Annotated in this window: 16 protein-coding genes and 1 pseudogene; 8 read left to right on the plus strand and 9 right to left on the minus strand. The window is 43.5% G+C overall.

Going from position 1 to position 16,593, the window contains the following annotated elements:
* Nucleotides 1-121 precede the first annotated feature (121 nt).
* From sapF to pspF, 6 genes are all read right to left on the minus strand, one after another.
* Complete coding sequence (sapF, locus tag Xedl_RS01480) at nucleotides 122-931, minus strand: putrescine export ABC transporter ATP-binding protein SapF (RefSeq protein WP_074022290.1); 810 nt, start codon at nucleotides 929-931, stop codon at nucleotides 122-124.
* Nucleotides 932-1,924 (minus strand): putrescine export ABC transporter ATP-binding protein SapD, encoded by a 993-nt coding sequence (gene sapD / locus Xedl_RS01485; RefSeq protein WP_074022291.1) that lies wholly within the window; start codon nucleotides 1,922-1,924, stop codon nucleotides 932-934. It abuts the gene before it with no gap.
* Nucleotides 1,924-2,811 (minus strand): putrescine export ABC transporter permease SapC, encoded by an 888-nt coding sequence (gene sapC / locus Xedl_RS01490; protein WP_074022292.1) that lies wholly within the window; start codon nucleotides 2,809-2,811, stop codon nucleotides 1,924-1,926. Before sapC ends, sapD begins: the two co-directional genes overlap by 1 nt.
* Nucleotides 2,798-3,763, minus strand: coding sequence for a putrescine export ABC transporter permease SapB (gene sapB / locus Xedl_RS01495; protein WP_074022293.1), 966 nt, complete (start codon nucleotides 3,761-3,763; stop codon nucleotides 2,798-2,800). Before sapB ends, sapC begins: the two co-directional genes overlap by 14 nt.
* Nucleotides 3,760-5,499, minus strand: a complete 1,740-nt coding sequence (gene sapA / locus Xedl_RS01500) for an ABC transporter substrate-binding protein SapA (RefSeq protein ID WP_074022294.1) — start codon at nucleotides 5,497-5,499, stop codon at nucleotides 3,760-3,762. The genes sapB and sapA overlap by 4 nt, the downstream gene beginning before the upstream one ends.
* 279 nt (nucleotides 5,500-5,778) lie before the next feature.
* Nucleotides 5,779-6,801 (minus strand): phage shock protein operon transcriptional activator, encoded by a 1,023-nt coding sequence (gene pspF, locus Xedl_RS01505; RefSeq protein ID WP_074022295.1) that lies wholly within the window; start codon nucleotides 6,799-6,801, stop codon nucleotides 5,779-5,781.
* 217 nt (nucleotides 6,802-7,018) lie between these two features.
* On the opposite strand from pspF, the gene pspA reads away from it, so the two are divergent.
* From pspA to tyrR, 6 genes and pseudogenes are all read left to right on the plus strand, one after another.
* Nucleotides 7,019-7,690, plus strand: coding sequence for a phage shock protein PspA (gene pspA, locus Xedl_RS01510; protein WP_074022296.1), 672 nt, complete (start codon nucleotides 7,019-7,021; stop codon nucleotides 7,688-7,690).
* A gap of 32 nt (nucleotides 7,691-7,722) precedes the next feature.
* Nucleotides 7,723-7,950 carry an envelope stress response membrane protein PspB gene (pspB, locus tag Xedl_RS01515; protein WP_074022297.1) on the plus strand — a complete coding sequence of 76 codons (228 nt, stop codon included), beginning with the start codon at nucleotides 7,723-7,725 and terminating at the stop codon, nucleotides 7,948-7,950.
* Nucleotides 7,950-8,312 carry an envelope stress response membrane protein PspC gene (gene pspC, locus Xedl_RS01520; protein WP_074022298.1) on the plus strand — a complete coding sequence of 121 codons (363 nt, stop codon included), beginning with the start codon at nucleotides 7,950-7,952 and terminating at the stop codon, nucleotides 8,310-8,312. Before pspB ends, pspC begins: the two co-directional genes overlap by 1 nt.
* Nucleotides 8,313-8,422: 110 nt before the next feature.
* Nucleotides 8,423-9,820 carry a YcjX family GTP-binding protein gene (locus Xedl_RS01525; protein ID WP_074022299.1) on the plus strand — a complete coding sequence of 466 codons (1,398 nt, stop codon included), beginning with the start codon at nucleotides 8,423-8,425 and terminating at the stop codon, nucleotides 9,818-9,820.
* Nucleotides 9,817-10,901: pseudogene (locus Xedl_RS01530) on the plus strand (YcjF family protein). The gene Xedl_RS01525 and the pseudogene Xedl_RS01530 overlap by 4 nt, the downstream one beginning before the upstream one ends.
* A 125-nt stretch (nucleotides 10,902-11,026) precedes the next feature.
* The gene (gene tyrR / locus Xedl_RS01535; protein WP_074022301.1) at nucleotides 11,027-12,619 is read left to right on the plus strand and encodes a transcriptional regulator TyrR; all 1,593 of its coding nucleotides are present in this window, start codon (nucleotides 11,027-11,029) and stop codon (nucleotides 12,617-12,619) included.
* Nucleotides 12,620-12,781: 162 nt separating this feature from the next.
* Here tyrR and tpx read toward each other — a convergent pair whose 3' ends face one another.
* Nucleotides 12,782-13,285 (minus strand): thiol peroxidase, encoded by a 504-nt coding sequence (gene tpx, locus Xedl_RS01540; RefSeq protein WP_074022302.1) that lies wholly within the window; start codon nucleotides 13,283-13,285, stop codon nucleotides 12,782-12,784.
* Between the two features lie 229 nt (nucleotides 13,286-13,514).
* On the opposite strand from tpx, the gene zntB reads away from it, so the two are divergent.
* Nucleotides 13,515-14,498 (plus strand): zinc transporter ZntB, encoded by a 984-nt coding sequence (gene zntB / locus Xedl_RS01545; protein WP_074022303.1) that lies wholly within the window; start codon nucleotides 13,515-13,517, stop codon nucleotides 14,496-14,498.
* A 207-nt stretch (nucleotides 14,499-14,705) separates the two neighbouring features.
* Here zntB and ttcA read toward each other — a convergent pair whose 3' ends face one another.
* Nucleotides 14,706-15,599, minus strand: coding sequence for a tRNA 2-thiocytidine(32) synthetase TtcA (ttcA, locus tag Xedl_RS01550; protein ID WP_074022304.1), 894 nt, complete (start codon nucleotides 15,597-15,599; stop codon nucleotides 14,706-14,708).
* Between the two features lie 241 nt (nucleotides 15,600-15,840).
* Here ttcA and Xedl_RS01555 point away from each other — a divergent pair, with 241 nt between their 5' ends.
* A complete protein-coding gene (locus Xedl_RS01555; protein ID WP_074022305.1) occupies nucleotides 15,841-16,131 on the plus strand; it encodes a putative hemolysin in 291 nt (96 codons plus the stop codon).
* A 19-nt stretch (nucleotides 16,132-16,150) separates the two neighbouring features.
* On the opposite strand, the gene Xedl_RS01560 is transcribed toward Xedl_RS01555, so the two are convergent.
* Nucleotides 16,151-16,593, minus strand: a 443-nt coding sequence (locus Xedl_RS01560) for a transposase (RefSeq protein WP_143187361.1), incomplete at its 5' end; no start/stop codon positions are given.

Here is a 16,593-nt window from a genome sequence, read left to right on the forward strand (position 1 = left end):
GTTAACCATAACTACGGTATTTATGGTGAATAAACGGGGATGATTCTACCATGCCGGAGGAAAATGTGGTGAGTTTCCCATTCTGTTCCGATCAGTGATTAAAATACATCCAAGAAAAACATTAGGTGATATCTTGTCGCCATGCTTCAGCAGACAGGGCTTCACCAAAATGGCTGGCTATCAATTTGCGGGTAATATCATGCAGCGGGGAAGCCAGAACCTCCGCTGTATTACCACGCTCGACAACCTCCCCTTGATGCATGACCAGTACTTGATCACTGATATGTTTCATCATACCGAGATGCTGAGTGACATAGATATATGAAATACCCTGTTTTTCCTGTAATTCCAGCATCAAGTTGATGATTTGGGAACGCATCGACATATCAAGGGATGCCAGGGCTTCATCGGCAACAATGATTTGTGGTTGCAATATTAAAGCCCGAGCCAAAGCCACCCGCTGTTTCTGTCCTGATGCCAGCATGTGTGGATAATAATTGGCATGATCTGGCAGTAAACCAACTTGACGTAATGTCTGGTTGATCCGTTTTTCCCGTTCGGAGGGAGATAACTCTGTATTCAAAATTAACGGCATATCCATAATCTGACCAATACGTTGGCGGGGATTCAGTGATGTGCTGGGATCTTGAAAAATCATGCGAATGCGCTGGCTGCGATAGCTGTAGTCTCCGTAAGACAGCTTATGCCCGTTAATCAGAATTTCACCTGAAGTCGGTTCAATAACTCCTGATAACATTCTGGCTAGTGTTGATTTACCGGAACCATTTGCACCAAGGATAGCGAGGGTTTTTTTCGGTTGCAGGGTAAAGCTCACGGGTTTTACGGCATCAAGTTGATGATGGCGAAATAGTCCAGTTTGATGGCGAAATGTTTTAGTCAAATTTTTAACTTCCAGCAATGTCTCAACCATTTACGGTTCCTCCATATTCAAAGGGAAATGGCAGGCGAAGGCATGACTCTTAACCACCCGTAACCGTGGCGTTGCTATACAGGTTTTTTGTGCATAAGGGCAACGTGGCCCCAAACGGCAACCTACCGGCAGATGTTCCAGTGATGGAATAGCACCAGACAGCGTATTTAATCGACTTTTGTGTGGCAACGGGCTGCCAAAATCAGGAATTGAACGGATCAGCGCTTGCGTATAGGGATGGTAAGGTTTCACCAGCAATTCATCCGGTGTGGCGCTTTCCACTGTTTGACCGCAATACAGTACATTGATGCGTTTGACCAGTTTACTCATCATTTGCAGGTCATGGCTGATTAGCAGGATAGTCATGTTGTTGTTTTGATTGAGGCTCGACAGCAAACGGAATATTTGTGCCTGTGTGGTAGGTTCCATGGCATTGGTCGGTTCGTCGGCAATCAGCAATCGAGGCTGATTGGCAAGCGCAATGGCAATCATCACTTTTTGACACTCACCTTCTGTTAATTCGTAAGGGTAGCTGTGCATGATGTCATAGTGATCTTTAATACCAACACGGTGTAATAACTCAATTGCACGACGTTTTCGCCAATTAAATCTCTGCCACCAGCGGCCTTTATATGTCCACCCAGGAATAGATTGAATAATCTGTTTACCAATATTTTCTGATGGATCGAGACATGACTGTGGCTCCTGAAAAATCATTGAAATATTGTGACCAATCACCTTACGGCGCTGCCGTGGCGTTAGGCGTAATAAATCAATATCGTTAAAACGGAAACGATCCGCGGTGACTGTGAGGTTATCTTTTGTGACACCACAAATCGCTTTGGCAATCAGGCTTTTGCCTGAGCCTGATTCGCCAGCCAAACCCAATATTTCACCTTCTGTTAGTGAAATACTCATTCGGTCAACGGCTTTGACGGGACCTTCTGCCGTCATAAATTCAATCGTAAGATTTCGAATATCAAGCAATGGCATCATTCGACTCCTGCGTTAATAGCGCGGTGCAGGCCATCGCCCAGTAAGTTAACCAACAGGACACTGAGCATGATCGCTGCTCCGGGTAACATCACAGTCCACGGTGCCGCATAGATCAATTCTAATGAATCTCCCAGCATCGCTCCCCATTCGGGGGAGGGCAGCTGTGCACCAAGATTGAGAAATCCCAACGCGGCAATATCAAGAATAGCGATGGAAAGAGCACGGGTTAACTCACTGACTATCACCGCAGTGATATTGGGGAGAACGGCATAACGTAAAATATGGTAGTTTGAAGCGCCATCCAGACGTGCTGCAATAATGTACTCTTTATCCAGTTCATCATGCACCGCAGTATAAACGGTTCGTACTATTCTTGGTAGCAGTGCCAGCGAAACGGCAATCATAGCGTGCTGCAAGCTAGCGCCAACAAAAGCAACGACAATGATAGCCAGTAGCAAGGAAGGAATTGAGAGCAAGGTATCAAGAATATGGTTCAGAACCGCCGATCTCAAGCCATGAGTCATTCCGGCAAGGCTACCGATGATTAACCCTACAATGGCCGTGACCGCAGTGACAACCAATGCCCCGCCAAATGTGGAAGACGTGCCAATCAATAGACGGCTGAAAATATCACGGCCAAGATCATCGGTTCCAAGGAAAAAGGCGACATTACCGTGATGCGACCATGAAGGAGGCATAAGCTGCGCCATAAATTGTTGATCAAGCCGATATGGGGCGAGAAGAGCTCCCAACAGGCACAGTGCAATTAAAATTAACACGCCATAAAAACCGGTCATTGCTAATATATCAGCATAGAAAAATCGCCAGATAACCCTCAATGGTGACGGCATTTTCTTTTCGCGGTAAAAATTATCTAACGGCATATCGTTCCTTATGTTTCAGGGGATTAGCCATCGCACCAATAATATCTGTCAGAATATTAACGGAAATAACCAGCGTTCCTATCACCATGACGCCCGCCGAAATTGCGGAATAATCCTGTTGGCGGATAGCGCTAATAAGCCAACGCCCTAAACCCGGCCAGTTAAAGACTTGCTCTGTCACCATCGCTAATGTGAGCATGGTTGAAAATTGTAATCCTAACTTAGGAATGATGGGTGGCAAGGCATTATGCAATAAATGGCGACGAATGATAGTTAGCCGAGATAAACCACGCGTTGCTGCCGATTTGATGTAATTTTCACCTGAAACTTCCTCTGCACTATTGCGCATCAAACGGATAACTTCAGTAGTCGGCGCAACGGCCAGCGTGATAACGGGCAGAACCATATGCAGAATAACGCTCATGATCATTTCATTGCGATAAGGCGCCTTTGACAACCAGGCATCAATCAGTGCAGAACCCGTGACAGGCTCCATCCGATAGAGTAAATCAACCCGCCCTGAGACAGGCAGCCAGCCCAAATACAGTGAAAAAAGCAAGGTCAGCAATAACGCCAGCCAGAAAACCGGAATGGAAAAACCACAGAGGGCAAATGTACTGATAATGATATCGGCTTTTTTATTGCGCCAGACACCAGCAATAATCCCAAGAGGGATGCCGATTAACAATGCCATGGAAAAAGAGAGGACACACAGCTCCATCGTGGCAGGGAGAACATTATACAGTTGTTCGATAACTCGTTCCCCATTAATTCTGGAAATACCAAAATCCCATTGGAGCAAGCTACGGAAATAGTAGAGATAAGCGTCTGACAATGATGCGCCACTTAAGGCACCATGAGGTGTGAAATACATCAGGCTGAAGCTGATTAATGAAAGAAAAAACAACGTCACAATCAGAAGTAACAAACGACGCAGAATATAAATAATCATTTGCTTCCCTTTTTATTTTTATCAGGAACGGTGGCTTCCTGTTTGCGGTAGACTTTGTCAAAGGAACTATTGCCAAACGGGCTGAGTACCAATCCTTGGATGTTATAGCGAGAGATTTGTAAACGCATCGAATAAGCCAGTGGCAATACGGGTAATTGTTGCGCGAGGATTTCTTGGGCAACATGATAATTTTTGATGCGTGAAGCAAGTTGTTGATTTAATAAGGCTTCATGAAGAGCATCATCAAAAGCTGAGTTACACCAACGGCTCAGATTTGTTTGGGATGCAATGGCGGCACAACTCAACAATGGGCGGAAAAAACTATCAGGATCGTTGCTATCAGTAGACCAGCCTGCCAGCGTCATATCGTGGGTTTTATCCATGAGTTGGTTTTCCTGAAAACGGCCTTCGACGGGGCGGATAGACATCTTAACACCAACCTGTGCCAAATCTGCCTGAATCAGCTCCGCCATTTTCAGAGGGCTTGGGTTATAGGATTGTGAAGCCGTTGGAACCCATAAAGTTAATTCCAATCCGCTTATTCCCAGTTCATTTAACATTTTGCGGGATTTTTCAGGGTTGTATTCAGTGATTTCAGCCCGATTATCATACGCCCATGATGCACGAGGCAAAATAGAAGCTGCCGTCTCTGCCGTACCATAGTAAATGGATTTCATCAGGCGTTGGTTATTGATGGCGTAAGCAATGGCTTGACGAACGGCTAACTGATCCAATGGTGGTTTACTGGTATTAAAAGCAAGATAAGCAATATTCATACCTGAACGTAATGTCTGACGCAGATTTGGATCATCATGCAGAATATTCCACTGGTTAGCATCGGGATAAGCCAATACATCGCATTCACCTGTAAGCAATTTTGAGATCCTGCCTGTACTTCCCGCGCCAGTGTCTATAACAATCTGTTCCATGCGCGGTTTACCTTTCCAATAGTTATCATGGCGAACAAGGCGGATAAATTGGTCCATCTGATAATCTTCCAGCATGAAGGGGCCGGTTCCGACAGGTTTCCAGTCTATTTGTCCCTGCCGATTCATTTGCTGCAATTTTTCAGCATATTCCTGGGACAGTATAGGGGCATAGTAGGTTGCCAGATGCCAAAGAAAAGAAGCATCGGGGGCATTAAGGCGAAATTCGACAGTATATTGATTGATTTTCCGAATATTCTTGACTGAATCACCAAATTGTAAGCTGTCAAAATAGGGATAGCGACCACCATTAACATCATGATAATCATGTGTATTATCGAAGACACGGCGGAAACTGAAAACGACATCATCCGCGTTCATTGTGCGGGTTGGTGTAAACCAATCGGTTGATTGGAAAGCAACATTATGACGCAAATAAAGGCGATAAGTTGCCCCATTGTCCCGCACTTCCCAATCAGTAGCCAGTTCAGGAACCAGACGATAAGTGAGAGGATCAACACCCAGCAGGCGATTGTAAATCTGTGCAGCCAGCGTATCCACAGTCAAGCCGCTGATAGCCATTTGGGGATTAAATGTATTCAAATTGCCATTAACGCAATAAATAAAACCGTTCTGCCGTATGGAAGTCGAAATATGAGGCAGACTTTCCGAGGTGGTGTTTGGCTTCGATGCTGGAATCGTTTTAGTAGGCTCTGGAATGGATTCCGCAGCAGTTTCTGGAGTAGCATCTTTGGCTGCCAGAGTCGGAGCGGAAATCAATAATATAATCCAGTAAATCAAATAACGCATATAAAATGTCAGTCATAAAAAAGAGTTTAGCCATTGTAACTTAATTAACGCTTTTTGCTCAAAAACAACGAACAGATCACGATAACGAGAGAAATTCTCAATAAAATGCTTTACAAGTGTAATTGATAAGTATTATCATTCGCATGTGCTCTCAGAGGGACACCTTGCAGTAGCAAGTAGGTATCTCAGATAAGGCACGACATTGCTCACATTGCTTCCAGTATTTTTATTAGCCGGCTCGGGTGCCGGCTACTTTTTTATCTATCGTTTTTTATCTGTCTACTCTATCTTGCCATTAACATCAATACGGTATTTTTTGATTAACCCGCGGAACTGGTGGTAAGTCAAATTAAGTTTGTCAGCGGCCTTTTTCTGATTAAATTGGCTTTCTGTCAAAGCCTGTATGAGTAAACTCTTTTCGCTGTCGTTTTGCCACTGCCTTAAATCAACAGGTAATTTGGGAAGGACGTTATTGCTCATCTCGCTCTCTGTGGATGAAGGAGCAGATTGCTGTGAGAGTGAAAAGGGGTTGATGATGATCGTATTTAATTCATTTTCGCTATTACCATTTTTACTATTACTATGCCGGTAAATAGAGCGTTCGATAACATTTTTGAGTTCGCGAACATTTCCGGGCCAGTGATAGGAAAGCAACTGTTGTTTGGCTTCGTCAGTAAATCCGGGGAAAAATGGCAGAGCCAACTCACGGCACATCTGAATCGCAAAATTCTGTGCCAGTAACATAATATCCTGTTGTCGCTGGCGTAATGGTGGGATATGAACCACGTCAAACGCGAGCCTGTCGAGCAAATCAGCCCTGAATTTCCCGCAGGCAGCCATGACAGGTAAATCTTCGTTGGTGGCACAGATCAAACGTACATCAACTTGTAATGACTGAGTGCCGCCTACACGCTCCAGGTGACCATATTCAATAACACGCAGTAATTTCTCCTGTACCTGCATAGGGGCAGTGGCGAGTTCGTCAAGAAATAAGGTTCCGCCATCAGCCCGTTCAAAGCGCCCCTGGTGTTTTGAACGGGCACCCGTGAACGCCCCAGCTTCATGACCAAATAATTCTGAGTCAAGCAGATTTTCATTGAGTGCTGCACAGTTCAGGGAAATGAAAGGGCCTTGCCAACGTGGAGAAAGATAGTGTAAACGTCGGGCAATTAACTCCTTACCGGTTCCTCGTTCTCCCAGAACTAAAACCGGTTTATTCAATTTCGCTAATGCGGAGACTTGTTCCAAAATTTCAATAAAACAGTTTGCTTCACCTAATAGGTTGTCAATAAACTGGGACATGGTATTTTTCGCCAAAAATTGGTTAATTTGACTAAATTAGCTCATTGCAATAAAAAAGCAAATAAAAAATTATATTAATAATTTCAATTGGATAAGAAAAATAAGAAAGTTGGCATATATCTTGTATTTAGTTAAGTGCCTTACCGTGTATCTTGTTTCCGTTTTAACAGTACACAGGCATAACATATATATATTCTAATGAAAGAGGTGTATGACTATGGGTATTTTTTCTCGTTTTGCTGATATCGTGAATGCCAATATTTCTTCTCTGTTAGATAAAGCAGAAGATCCACAGAAAATGATCCGCTTGATGATTCAGGAAATGGAAGACACGCTGGTGGAAATCCGCTCAACCTCTGCCCGTACACTGGCCGAGAAAAAACAGCTTTTGCGCCGCATCAACATGGGTGAAAGCCAAATCGATGGCTGGCAAGAAAAAGCTGAATTAGCACTGAGCAAGGATAAAGAAGATTTAGCGCGTGCTGCGTTGATTGAAAAACAGAAAGTCAGTAGCTTAGTTGAAACGCTAACACACGAATTATCCATTCTGGATGAGACGCTGGAACGCATTAAAGGCGAAGTGAGTGAGCTGGAAAATAAATTGACAGAAGCACGTGCGAGACAACAATCGTTGGCACTGCGTCATCAGGCTGCGGCATCTTCGCGCCAGGTACGCCGTCAGTTGGATAGCGGTAAAATCGATGAGGCAATGGCGCGCTTCGAACAGTTTGAACGCCGGATAGACCACATGGAAGCGGAAGCAGAAGCTTTTGGATTAGGCAAACAGAAATCACTCGATCAACAATTTGCAGAATTGCAGGCAGATGATGAAATCAGTGCACAATTAGCAGCCTTGAAAGCTAAAATGAATACCAAAGATTCTCAATGATGACATCTGTCATACATAACTAAGGAAAGATAATGGGCTATATATTTCTTGGGATCCCGCTGATTATTTTTGTGCTTTTTGTTTTACCCATCTGGTTGTGGCTGCATTACAGCAACCGGAGCAGCAATCGTGATCAGTTAGGGAACAGTGAAATTCAGCGTTTGGAACAGTTGACGGAGAACGCCAGGCGTATGCAAGAACGGATCAAAACGTTAGAAGATATCCTTGACGCAGAACATCCAAATTGGAGACAGTCATAATGTCAAATCAATACCCCCGAAAATTTTATCGCCTGCCAGAGCAGGGGATGGTTAAAGGCGTTTGTGCCGGGCTGGCAGACTATTTTGACGTACCTGCTCCGCTTATTCGTACCATCGCAGTATTATCGCTGTTCTTTGGTCTATTTGGCATCACGGTATTGGCTTATATTATCTTGACTTTTGTCATGGAACCTGCACCTGCGGGATATTCAGCAGAGGAAAAGTATAGAAGGCCATCAGCACAGAAGATGTTGGACGAAATAGATTACCAATTGAAGACAAGCGAAGCACGTTTGCGGCAAATGGAACGCTATGTAACTTCTGATACTTACAATGTGCGCAGCCGTTTCCGCCAGCTCTGAGCGCAGTGGATAGCATGGGATCTGGTCTGTAATAGCGAAAATAATATCAAATTTTGCGGATGCTACAGGCCGGATGAGACTGAATCACGGTATTCCCATTTAGGAGAAACATGAAACGGTTGCAAAACGAATTGACAGCACTCGTTAATCGTGGAATGGATCGTCATTTGCGGCTGGCGGTAACCGGATTAAGTCGCAGCGGAAAAACCGCCTTTATTACTTCTTTGGTAAACCAACTTCTGCATGTTCACAGCGGAGCCAGATTGCCGCTGTTTTCTGCTGTGCGCGATGGACGCTTACTCGGTGTGAAACGGGTGCCCCAGCGAGATTTTGGGGTGCCTCGGTTTACCTATGATGAGAACGTCACCGAATTATATGACACTCCCCCTCACTGGCCAACGCCAACGCGTGGTGTGAGTGAAATACGTTTAGCATTGCGTTATCGTTCTGAAGATTCCCTGTTTCGTTACCTCAAGGAAACGTCTACCCTTTATCTGGAAATTGTCGATTATCCGGGCGAATGGTTATTGGATTTACCCATGCTGGAACAAAGTTATCTGGCGTGGTCACGGCATATGCACGGATTACTGAAAGGGGAAAGAGCAAATTGGGCGAAGTCATGGTTAGCGTTATGCCAGCAATGTGATCCATTGGCACCTGTTGATGAAAATTTACTTGCCAGAATCTCTCAGGCTTATACGGATTACCTGCATCAATGTAAACAGCAGGGTTTGCATTTTATCCAACCTGGCCGTTTTATCTTACCGGGTGATCTGGCGGGAGCACCCGCGCTGCAATTTTTCCCGTGGCCAGATATTGACAGCATCGGGGAAGCGCAACTCGCAAAGGCGGATAAACAGACCAATATAGGCATGTTGCGTGAACGTTTTGCTTATTACTGCGATCATATCGTTAAGGCATTCTATAAAGAGCATTTTCTGCGTTTTGATCGGCAAATTGTTCTGGTGGATTGCTTGCAATCATTGAACAGTGGTCCGCAAGCGTTCAATGATATGCGGCTTGCATTGACGCAACTGATGCAGAGTTTTCATTATGGTAAGCGGACACTATTTCGTCGCTTATTCTCGCCTTGCATCGATAAGTTGATGTTTGCTGCCAGCAAAGCTGATCACATTACGCCAGATCAACATGCCAATCTTGTTTCACTTTTACAGCACTTGGTACAGGAAGCGTGGCAAAATGCAGCGTTTGAAGGGATCAGCATGGATTGTGTCGGGCTTGCATCTGTTCAGGCAACAGAGAGCGGCGTTGTTATGCATAAAGGTGAAAAAATCCCTGCCATCAAGGGTAATCGCTTGTCAGATGATAAGTTATTGACATTTTTTCCGGGAGAAGTGCCACCGCGTTTGCCGAATAATGAATTCTGGCAAAAACAAGGATTTCATTTCGAATCATTCCGGCCAAAACCCGTCGATGTCAGCACACCGTTACCCCATATTCGCATGGATAGCGTGATGGAATTTTTATTGGGAGACAAATTAACATGACCGAACCTTTGAAACCGCGAATGGATTTTGATGATCTTGTACAAACATCATCCGAACCACCACTAAAATCAAAAAAAGAATTTTCTGGACAGGAAGCAGAGTTCTATCCGCTGATGTCAGAGTTGGAAGCAGAAGAGAAGGAAAGTGAATTTGAAGGTGCGGTGAATGCAGCACTGAAACCGAAACGCAGTTTTTGGCGAAAAGTTTTTTCCAGCGCTGTATTGTTGTTGGGGACGAGTGTTGTCGCACAATGTGTCCAGTGGATATACCAGGCCTGGCAGCAACATGATTGGATTGCCCTGGGGATCGCAGCGGCAGGTAGCATGATTGTGTTTGCGGGTATAGGTAGTGTGATCAAGGAATGGCGACGCCTTTACCATTTGCGGCAGCGTACAGAAGAGCGAGATACTGCAAAAGCGCTATTGCAAAGTCACGGCATCGGCAAGGGAAAGCAATTTTGTGAAAAATTAGCAAAACAAGCTGGAATTGGGCAACAACATCCGGCATTACAGCGTTGGCAGGCTGCCGTGCATGAAACCCATAATGATCGTGAAATTGTCATGTTATACAGTAAATTAGTTCAGCCTGTTCTGGATGCACAAGCCAAGAAAGAGATCAGTCGCTCGGCTGCGGAATCGGCTTTGATGATCGCGGTCAGTCCATTGGCTATTGTGGATATGGCTTTTATTGCGTGGAGAAACATTCGGCTTATTAATCGTATTGCAGCGCTTTATGGCATTGAGTTAGGTTATTTCAGTCGTATCCGCTTATTTCGGTTGGTATTACTGAATATTGCTTTTGCAGGAGCATCTGAATTAGTCAGGGAAGTGGGTATGGATTGGTTGTCACAGGACATTGCGGCTCGTCTTTCTGCTCGTGCTGCACAAGGGATCGGCGCAGGATTACTCACAGCCCGTTTGGGCATCAAGGCAATGGAATTATGTCGGCCTTTGCCGTGGATTGATGGAGATAAACCGAAGTTAAGTGATTTTCGCCACCAATTACTTGCCCAGCTTAAAGTACGCTACCAATGAAAAACAAAGTACAGAAAAGATATAGAAACAGTAAAATAACCAATTAATAGCGTCTGTCATACCAGCTTGACATCTTATTCTTGTAAACTTTTACTGACAAGGGCTTCATCTATTGGATAGTAACGGGTAACATTCAGGCAGTTAAGAACATCGTGTAAATAAGGTCAGAAAAATGCGATTGGAAGTGACTTGTCAGGATCGAATTGGGTTAACCCGCGAATTACTTGATTTACTGGTTTTACGAAATATTGACCTGAAAGGAATTGAAATTTCTCCTGCAAGTCGTATTTACCTTAATTTTACTCAAATTGATTTCAATATCTTCCGTGAATTGATGGCAGAAATTCGTCGTATCAATGGCGTCATTGATGTCAGAACTATTGCCTTTATGCCATCAGAGAAAGAGCATCGGGCGATGTGGGCGCTGTTGGAATCGTTTCCTGCCCCTATTTTTTCCATTGACATGAAAGGCAATGTTGAACTGGTTAACTCCGCTGCTTTGGCATTGTTTGGTGTCAGTAAGGAAAAAATTAGCCAAAAAAATATTGGTCATCTGATTAGCAATTACAATTTCCTTCGCTGGCTTGAAAGTGAGCATCATCAACCACATTCAGCACAACTATCCATTAAAGGGCAAGATTATGGAATGAATATTATTCCCATGCAATTAACGGATGAAAATCAATCGATTAGATGCGTAGGGGCTGTAATTATGTTGAGTTCTGGTGAACACCATCCAGCGGCGCATATTGAGTCACTACGCAAAAAATCAACTACAAATAATGATGGCGCGTTTGAACAGATTATTGCTGTCAGTCCTAAAATGGTTCATATCGTTGAGCAGGCTCGCAAAATGGCAATTCTTGATATGCCCTTGTTGCTTGTCGGTGAGACAGGAACGGGAAAAGATGAATTTGCTAAAGCCTGTCATTTACGTAGTGCAAGGGGAAAACAGCCTTTTCTTGGGTTAAATTGTGCTTCCATGCCAGATGATGTGGTAGAAAGCGAGCTATTTGGTTATGCGGCGGGAGCCTATCCCAATGCATTGGAAGGCAAAAAAGGTTTCTTTGAACAGGCTAATGGCGGGACGGTTTTATTAGATGAAATTGGCGAAATGTCGCCGCAGATGCAGATTAAATTACTTCGTTTCTTGAATGATGGAACTTTCCGTCGTGTCGGTGAAGAAAATGAAGTGAAGGTGAATGTCCGAATCATTTGTGCCACTCAGAAAAACTTAATTGAATTGGTACAAAAAGGGGAATTTCGTGAAGACCTCTATTATCGGCTGAATGTCTTAACCATTACATTACCTCCTTTGCGGGAACGTCAGGCGGATATCATGCCATTGACGGACTATTTTGTAACACGTTTTGCGCAAGAACAGGGCTTGCATAAACCTAAGTTCTCTGCTGAATTAGAACCATTTTTGTGTGGTTATCATTGGCCAGGTAATGTCAGACAGCTCCGCAACGCAATATACCAGGCATTGACCCAGCTTGAGGGTAACAAACTCAGCCCGCAGGATATCCGGCTACCGGAACTAGAAGCTGAGGTGACATTTAATGAAGATATTCTGGTTGGCTCTTTGGATGAGATCAGCAAGCGTTTTGAACGCTCCGTACTGACACGTCTTTATCGCCATTATCCCAGTACGCGTAAGCTGGCAAAACGGCTTGGGGTTTCTCACACGGCAATAGCCAATAAATTACGCGAATATGGTCTGAGTGGTAAAAAACACTTAGCTGAACATGAAGATGATGAATAATAACTGAGATATTACTGCTTTTAACCATATTCAATATATAAAATAAGCTGGCGACGATAAAATAACTAATTGTGATTTTATCATCGCCAGGAAATACGCTTTAAAGACTAAGTCTTAGAAAATGCGTTGCTGTGTTAAAAAACCAAAGCAATAATAAAACAATTATTTCAATGCGGCTAATGCACTGTCATAGTCAGGTTCATTGGTGATTTCATCGACCAACTGGCTATAAATAACCTGATTATTTTCATCCAGGACAACAACGGCACGTGCAGTCAGTCCACCTAATGGGCCTTTGCTTATTGCAACACCATAATCTTCCTGAAATTCCCCGCCACGTAGTGTAGAAAGAGTGACAACATTAGACAGACCTTCAGAACCACAGAAACGAGACTGAGCAAAAGGCAAGTCTGCTGAAATGCACAATACGACAGTATTGTCTAATTCGCTGGCAAGTTGGTTGAATTTACGGACAGATGTGGCACAAACACCGGTGTCAATGCTTGGGAAAATATTAAGCACTTTGCGTTTACTTGCGTAGTGGCTCAATGTTACATCAGCAAGATCTTTAGCGACTAGCGTGAACTCTTTTGCTGTCTGACCTACTTGTGGAAAATCTCCGTTAACGGTGATATCACCACCTTGAAATTTGACTGTTTGTGTCATGATTTAATCCCTCTATAAAGTAAACTACGCCGTCAGTGTAAAGGAATAGTGCGATCTTGCCCACAAAAATAGATGCAATGTTCAGAAATACGCTCCCTTCTTTTAATTAACAATGTCTTATAATTTATTTTTAGGACGATTATTAGACAAGCAAGGCAAAAATATCATCAAAATATACAATTAAGCATGAAAAATCAGCACGAAATTTAAGTACAAACAAGGAGCAGATGTGGAAACGATCTATGGCTCGGTATTTAAAGGTTCAAATCCGATTTACGCCTGTCAATTAAATGGCAAGGGCGGTATTACGGCATTTGGGGAAGATTCACCCGTAACAGCAGCGCAGCCAGTTTGGCAACATCTTGATTATAAAAATCCGGACAGTCATCAGTGGATCATGAATACAACCTTGCTACCATTTCCGGTAAAGGAGGGGTTAGTGAGTGATAATATTCGTCCAAAGGTACTGCGTACAGGTGAAGGCACTTTGATTACCTTGAGATCGGTGAATCGCAATAATAATGCGCGCCCCGATCATCTGGTTTCGTTTCGCATCTATATTACTGACAAAGTGATTATCTCCAGCCGCCATCGAAAAATTCATTCCATCGATCAAATCTTGGATGATCTGCACAACGGTGTTGGGGCAAAAAGTACCGGAAATTGGCTGGTAGAAATAGCCGGTGCCATTACTGATGAAGCCAATGACTTTATTGAAGAGTTACATGACAACCTGATTGAATTTGAAGATGATATTTTGGAACAGAAAGTTCCTGGTCGTGGAGAGTTGGTATTACTGCGTAAACAGTTAATCGTTCTGCGCCGATATATGGCACCACAGCGGGATATTTTTATCCGTTTGGCCAGTGAGAAACTCTCCTGGATGAACGATGAAGAGCGCCGCTTAATGCAGGAAATTGCTGATCGATTGAGCAGGGGAATAGATGATCTTGATGGTTGTATTGCCCGAACCGCTGTTCTTGCCGATGAAATCACTTCTATGATGGCAGATGCCATGAACCGCCGTACTTACATGATGTCCCTATTGGCGATGGTATTCTTGCCTACCACCTTTTTGACGGGATTATTTGGTGTCAACTTGGGGGGAATACCAGGCAATGAGTATCGCTTTGGATTCGGTTTATTCACTCTTTTATTGTCATTCTTGATGGTGGCTTTTGCATGGTGGTTAAGGCGAAGTAAATGGCTATAGGATTGAGATAAATCAATAATCGATACCTATAGTTAGGGCATTATAAGTTCCGCAGGTGAATACAACGTTGAACGTTGTGCTCCATAATTGTAGCTTTTCTCATATTGAGTTTTACACAGAATAATTGCTCATTATGCCGATACTTGTTTTAGTATCGGCTATTTTTTTACCGGAGTTTGAGCAAGCTGTGACAAAGACCGCTTATTTTTAAACGTTTGTCACATTGATAAACATTGATTCATCAATATTCGTTGACGATACCACGGCTTCGTTAAAAGCATACTCTTCCCTTTCCCCCTCACGATGCAATGGCAAGTTGACAAAGTCGAAAATAGTTTTGTCTGCCAATTGGCTTGGGCTCACATTTTGGATAGATTTAAAAATATTCTCTACCCGGCCTGGTGTTTTCTTATCCCATTCTACCAACATTGCTTTGATCGCCTGCCGCTGTAGGTTTTCCTGAGAACCACATAAATTGCAAGGAATGATTGGAAATTTTTTGTTTTCCGCGTATTGAATCAGGTCTGTTTCCCGACAATAGGCCAGCGGCCTGATGACGACATTACGGCCATCATCAGAGCGTAATTTGGGCGGCATCGCTTTCATACGCGCGCCGTGGAACATATTCAGGAACAGCGTTTCAACGATGTCATCAAGATGATGCCCAAGTGCAATTTTTGTTGCCCCGATTTTTTCTGCAAAAGAATAGAGCGTGCCGCGACGTAGTCTTGAACACAATCCACAGGTAGTTTTGCCTTCAGGGATTTTTTCTCTAACCACTGAGTAGGTATCTTTATCGACAATGTAGTAGGGAATATCCAGGCTTTCAAAATATTGGGGCAAAATATGCTCAGGAAAACCAGGTTGTTTCTGGTCAAGATTCACTGCAACGACTTTGAATTTTATCGGTGCCGCTTTTTGTAGATTCAACAGAATATCTAACATCGCGAATGAATCCTTGCCACCACTGATACATGCCATTACAACATCATTGTCTTCAATCATATTGTAATCAATGATGGCATTACCAACGTTCCTCCTCAGGCGTTTCTGGAGTTTGTTGAATTCAAGTGTTTCTTTTCTCGTATCTTTTTGATTCATTGCGACTTCTCACATTGCCGATTATATCGGCTGTAGATTTCCTATACGGTTCCTTTGCAGGGGCTGGATTATACGGATTTTTCTTTTTGTTTGAAACCAGAGTTAATCAGTCATCTATTCAATTTATGGTAAATTGGGCAGTTTTGGGAAAATGTGGTCTACCTTATAATTTGCTTTCTAAAAGTGCAGGGCATTGATCTATGCCCAAATATATGAATCCGATAATTAAACTGGAGAAAATATGTTGTTAAAGCGGGGAATTACCCTTATCAAATTATTGCTGGTGGCAACGCTATTGGCGGGTTGCAGTGGTCATCAAGCCGAAACTTCATCAAGCCGTTACAAACATTATCAATATTCAGATTTGGGTATTTATCTGAGTAAAGATGCCAGTGAAAGCTGCTCTGATGCAGGGGGAATTCCGACACTAACCAAGCAATTGAATGGGCATCAAGTACCTGTTTGCCAATTGGCGAATGGTCGTCGTTGTAATGAACAGGCTTTGTTGGATGGTGGCTGTACATCCTTTTAATTTAACGCGATGCTCGACTTTAACATCCTATAACATTGGCTTGTTGAAGCCAGTCCCGTTGACTTTTACCTTGTTGAAAATTGGCAAAAATACCCAACGTGTGAGAAAGCAGTTTTCTGGCAATTCGATTACTCAAATGCCACAAATCCCGTGCCCAGCACTTCTCGATAGCAAATTGTCCGGCGAGTTGACCAATCACGGTTTCAATTAAACGGCGTTTGGCGTTAATGACCCTTCTCATTTTTCTGGGGAGGGGATCATCCATATTGGCCCGCACCGGGGTAATCATTTCAATACCCTCTACCTTCATTTCCTGTTTAAATTCAACGCCTAAATACCCTTTATCACCCAGCAAACAGCCTTTTATCGAGCCGATCACATCCCAGGCTGCTTCACGCTCACTGACATTGGCGGGCGTCAGTGTAAACCCGGTTACTACGCCGATTTCGTCTATCATGAGAT

The organism is Xenorhabdus eapokensis, assembly GCF_001908105.1.

What these genes read in the sequence shown, in the direction of transcription:
- sapF (WP_074022290.1), bottom strand. Translation starts at nt 931, where the DNA reads ATGGTTGAGACATTGCTGGAAGTTAAAAATTTGACTAAAACATTTCGC.
- sapD (WP_074022291.1), bottom strand. Translation starts at nt 1,924, where the DNA reads ATGCCATTGCTTGATATTCGAAATCTTACGATTGAATTTATGACGGCA.
- sapC (WP_074022292.1), bottom strand. Translation starts at nt 2,811, where the DNA reads ATGCCGTTAGATAATTTTTACCGCGAAAAGAAAATGCCGTCACCATTG.
- sapB (WP_074022293.1), bottom strand. Translation starts at nt 3,763, where the DNA reads ATGATTATTTATATTCTGCGTCGTTTGTTACTTCTGATTGTGACGTTG.
- sapA (WP_074022294.1), bottom strand. Translation starts at nt 5,499, where the DNA reads ATGCGTTATTTGATTTACTGGATTATATTATTGATTTCCGCTCCGACT.
- pspF (WP_074022295.1), bottom strand. Translation starts at nt 6,801, where the DNA reads ATGTCCCAGTTTATTGACAACCTATTAGGTGAAGCAAACTGTTTTATT.
- pspA (WP_074022296.1), top strand. Translation starts at nt 7,019, where the DNA reads ATGGGTATTTTTTCTCGTTTTGCTGATATCGTGAATGCCAATATTTCT.
- pspB (WP_074022297.1), top strand. Translation starts at nt 7,723, where the DNA reads ATGGGCTATATATTTCTTGGGATCCCGCTGATTATTTTTGTGCTTTTT.
- pspC (WP_074022298.1), top strand. Translation starts at nt 7,950, where the DNA reads ATGTCAAATCAATACCCCCGAAAATTTTATCGCCTGCCAGAGCAGGGG.
- Xedl_RS01525 (WP_074022299.1), top strand. Translation starts at nt 8,423, where the DNA reads ATGAAACGGTTGCAAAACGAATTGACAGCACTCGTTAATCGTGGAATG.
- tyrR (WP_074022301.1), top strand. Translation starts at nt 11,027, where the DNA reads ATGCGATTGGAAGTGACTTGTCAGGATCGAATTGGGTTAACCCGCGAA.
- tpx (WP_074022302.1), bottom strand. Translation starts at nt 13,285, where the DNA reads ATGACACAAACAGTCAAATTTCAAGGTGGTGATATCACCGTTAACGGA.
- ttcA (WP_074022304.1), bottom strand. Translation starts at nt 15,599, where the DNA reads ATGAATCAAAAAGATACGAGAAAAGAAACACTTGAATTCAACAAACTC.
- Xedl_RS01555 (WP_074022305.1), top strand. Translation starts at nt 15,841, where the DNA reads ATGTTGTTAAAGCGGGGAATTACCCTTATCAAATTATTGCTGGTGGCA.